The 3,718-nt window shown below is 69.8% G+C and carries 2 protein-coding genes; one reads left to right on the top strand and one right to left on the bottom strand.

Annotated elements, in window-relative coordinates:
* Nucleotides 1–72 precede the first annotated feature (72 nt).
* Nucleotides 73–2,292, bottom strand: a complete 2,220-nt coding sequence (gene pglZ / locus ACFVX9_RS15305; RefSeq protein ID WP_387981955.1) for a BREX-2 system phosphatase PglZ — start codon at nucleotides 2,290–2,292, stop codon at nucleotides 73–75.
* Here pglZ and ACFVX9_RS15300 point away from each other — a divergent pair.
* Entirely contained in the window at nucleotides 2,255–2,815 is a 561-nt protein-coding gene (locus ACFVX9_RS15300) for a tyrosine-type recombinase/integrase (protein ID WP_380487709.1), read from the top strand. The genes pglZ and ACFVX9_RS15300 overlap by 38 nt on opposite strands.
* The last annotated feature ends 903 nt before the right edge of the window (nucleotides 2,816–3,718 follow it).

Here is a 3,718-nt window from a genome sequence, read left to right as displayed (position 1 = left end):
GATTGGTGCTGGTCATCAGGGGTGGAACTCCTACTCGGGCCCTCTCAGGCTAACCCGACAAAGCGGGATGTCTCACCCAAGGCTGACAGAGAGGGTCTCGGCGGCTTCGCGCGTCTCCTCCACGGGTTCCTGGCCGTCCGTGGGCTTGGCCGAGGTCGACGACGTGTTGGTCTGCTCGGCGACACGTGCCGCATCGCGGGTGGGGTTGCCCGCGTTCCACCAGGACGGGGTGACGTCTTCTGGTGCGAGGAGGTGCCAGTCCTTGGGCGGGTCGGTGTCCACGGGCAGCAGCGTCAGGACCGGAACGGTCATCTCGGCGAGGGAGGCGCCGCCGTGGTAGCCCGCCTTGCGGGGCGTGTACCGGATGTCCTCGCGCCAGGGCGCGACGATGCGGCCATCGCCTTCGAGGACGCGCGGTCCGGTGAGCAGGACTTCGCCGGATCCCGGTTCGCCGAGGCGCCAGCGCGCGGCACTTACGCTCCCGGCAGCGGCTGGGGCGTCGAGTCCTTCGCTTCGTTCGAGGACGTGGCCGTGGTCGGCGACGATGACGACGGGTCGGCTGTAGAGGCGTGCGGCGGCGAGGAGTTCGTCCAGGTAGGTCACGTCGGCGAGGCGCCATCGTGTGCGGTCGCCCTGGGCTGCGTGGTCGAGTGAGTCGTCGACCGTGTTGAGCACGACTCCGACGACCGCCTCGCCGGCCAGTTCGCGCTGCAGCGTGTCGGAGAGCCGCTGGCCGGCCGCACCTCCTATGTCCGCCTTGTGGAACAAGGCGGCCGAACGGCGCTGCCGGGACCAGAACTCCTCGAAGCCGGGCTTCTCCACCGATTGGCCGCCCTGGGTGAGGCTGCCGGTGAGGAGGGAGGCCCGGCTGATGCGGGTGAGTGAGGGGATCGCGGCGACTGCGGCCGTGCGGCGGCCCCGGGCGGGGCCGGTCTCCAGCCAGCCGCGGCGGGCGAGTTCTTCGCCGAAGCCGACCGCGACTTCGCTGCTCATGCCGTCGACCAGCAAGATCAGTGGTGCCCGGCCAGACTTGCCGGCGAGCTTGACGGCGATGGTGTCGAGCACGTTCTCGACCAGGAGCGCGCCGGCCGGCGTTTGGCCGGTCGCGGTGCGTGTCCATTCACGCAGGTACCGGGCGAAGATCTCGTCGATGACGGCGCGCCGCCCACGAGCGGCGTGGTAGACGCTGTGGTAGGCGGCACTGACCGGTTCCTGGGCATCGGCGTCGCCGGCCCACAAGACGGTGAGGGCGGCATCCACCCAGCCCCAGTCGGCGAGATGCTGCTCGACGGCGTCCGCTACGGAGGTGATGGTCGGCTGCGGGCCGGCCAGCCAGCGTGCCAGGCGCACCGCGGCTTCGGCGGTGCGGACACGCGGGCGCTGCAGGCCCGCGAGGTGGTGGCGTCGCAGTTCCTCGAGGGCTGCCTCGGCCGCGGCGAGGTCGCGTGTGCGGGGGCCGGAGGGGTCGAGGACAGCCGCGAGTGCGTTGAGGCGAGCTTGGAACCCGGAGGGCAGGTAAGCGTTGCCCGCGAGGGCTTCGGCCAGGCCGGATTCCTGGCCGCGGCCGGCGGCGCACAGGTCGAGCAGCAATGACGCCGCGTTGCCGGCGACCTTGGTCAGCCAGTCCCGGATACCGTGCTGCTCGTCCTTGGCCAGTGCCGCGTAGGCGGCGGGCCCGAATGGACTGCGGGACCAGGCCAGCAGGGTGTCGGCGTCCAGCGGGGTGTCGCGACGGCCATCTCCGCGGGTGCCGGCCGCGTCGGGGGATGCCTGGCTGATCGACAGCCTGGCCTCGACGAGTGCGCGCATCGCCGCATCCAGCGTGAGCACGGAGCCGAGCCGCGGCCAGCCACCGTGGGGCTCCGCTTCGAGGAGGGCGTTCACCAGCCAGGATTCCGCGCGGATGCGCGGGTCGAGACCGGTGGCGCCGAATCGCAGCCGGACGATCTCCGCCCGGTCGACGCTGAGGACCTGGCGGCGCAGGGCGTGGCCGAGCACGTCCCAGCCGAGCTGCTCGTCCTCGACCGTGGTGGTGACCACAAGCACCGAACCCGGGCCCGTGGCATCTTCCTGGTGGCGATGCCAGGCGTCGGAGATACCGAGGACGGAGTGCTGTTCCACGACCTCGATCCGGCGCTTGTCCTCAGCCAGGGAGGCAGTGAACTCGGCAGCCGCGCCGGTCTCGTACCGGCCGTGGACCAGGACGAGCCGACGGTCCGGCTCGTTGGGAAGCTCCAGACGCAGAAGTGCCTCGATGACCCGGCGGTTGACCAGGGGCGGCTGGGCCGACATCACTGCGCCGCCCCTTCGCTCACGCTACCGCCCGCTCCGGGCTCGTCCGCGGGCTTCCACCCGATCTCGATCTCGGTATCGGGATCGCCTGCACCTGCAAGCGCCCAAGACCCGCGCCAGCCGCAACTGGGTTAGCCTCTCCCCCCGCGTCACGGCCGCACTGCGTCGCCAGGCCACCCGCCATCGCGGTATGCATCCCGACCAGCCCAGCCTGAACGGGATGGTCTTCACCCGCCCGGATGGCAAGCCCGTCAACCCCGAACGACTCCTGCACACCCTGCGCCAACGCTCAGCCGAGATCGGCCTGCCCAAGATCGGCCTTCACGACCTGCGCCACACCGCCGCTACCATCATGATCAGTTCCCAGGTGCCGCTCGCCGTCGTCTCCAAGACCCTGCGGCACTCCACCCTGGCCACCACCGTCAACATCTACGGCCATCTGCTCCCCCAGGCCGCCCGCGAAGCCGTCGCTGCTCTCGCCGACGCGCTCGACTGGGCAGACCTTCCACGCGAGATCAACTGACGCTTCGCCAGGAGTCGCAATCACCCTGGCCTCACCTCGGCCACAAACCGCCAGGTCAGAGAGACCGACGCGACCACCCTGCGACCACACGATCCCCAGAAACGACTGAGAGCGGGCGCTTGGCTCCCCAAGTACCCGCTCTCACAACCGACTTCACAGTCGGGACGACAGGATTTGAACCTGCGACCCCTTGCCCCCCAGTCAAGGGGCTCAACTATTGTCGACAGCCGAGACCTCAAGGCCTCGGCTTTTTTGCATCTCAACTGCACTGAAAACAAGGGAAATTGAGACTCATCATGAAGATCCACGGTCGACAGAGCTCGAACCCGCTCGATGCCCAACCGGGTTCAAGTTCGTACATAGATGCCCGCTATCACCCACGGGCGCTCATAGGCGCTCACCAGTCGTGGTCCCAAACTGGTCCCCAAATGGTCCCCAGGGACCCGGTCACTGCGGGTGACACAATCTGTCGGCCCTTCAGCAGGGCCCGCCTGTGGGTTCCACATCGGCCTGTCCGCCGGAGTCGTTCTGGCCAGCGGGTTTCGCGGTTGTCCCACCGAGGTGTCCACCAGTGTTGTCCTGCGGCCGTGTCCACTTCCTCTGCCGCCGCCGGCTGCGGTGTTGCCCGGGCCGGGCACGGGGACGTGCTGAGCTGCTGGTGCAGCTCGGGGTGGTGGCGGTGACGGGGCTGCCGATTCTGCGGCTGCCCCGGGTGGTCAGCTGAGCTGAGACGCGGGTGGTCGGCCGAGAGCTGAGTGGGACCGGCCGCACCCGGTACGGCAGCAGGGCTCGGACCGCGCGTCGCGGTCCGAGCCCCCCCCCCCTCCGTTTCCCCCTTCTTCGGCGGTGTTTCCCCCCCCCCCCGTGTCTCCCCCCCCCCCCCCCCCTCCCCCCACCCTTCCC

This window comes from Kitasatospora sp. NPDC058243, assembly GCF_042882025.1.
Taxonomy (GTDB): Bacteria; Actinomycetota; Actinomycetes; order Streptomycetales; family Streptomycetaceae; genus Kitasatospora.
This window is presented reverse-complemented; position numbering and strand designations above follow the sequence as displayed.